Source organism: Micrococcus sp. GbtcB5, from assembly GCF_019091605.1.
GTDB classification, from domain to species: Bacteria; Actinomycetota; Actinomycetes; order Actinomycetales; family Micrococcaceae; genus Micrococcus; species Micrococcus luteus.
On record NZ_JAGXJK010000500.1, the window covers coordinates 1 to 235 of the forward strand.

Sequence of the window (235 nt, forward strand, 5' to 3'; positions counted from 1 at the left end):
GAGGGTGGACACCACGGCGTGCGCGTGGAGCCAGGTGGCCCGGTGCCAGTAGAACACGCCCTTGGGGCGGCCGGTGGGGCCCGTGGTGTAGCAGGCGCCGGAGGCGGGGCGCTCACTCACGTGCGGCAGGTCCGCTGTCTCGGGCGGCTCGTGCCCGTCGAGGTGGGCCTCATAGGACAGGACGTCGTAGCGACCGGCCCAGGCGGAGGGGAGGTCGCCGTCGCCGGCCACGCTC

General features: G+C 74.9%; 1 pseudogene. It reads right to left on the minus strand.

What is annotated here, in order from left to right:
* Window positions 1-235: pseudogene (locus tag KVS67_RS13250) on the minus strand (AMP-dependent synthetase); the annotation flags it as partial.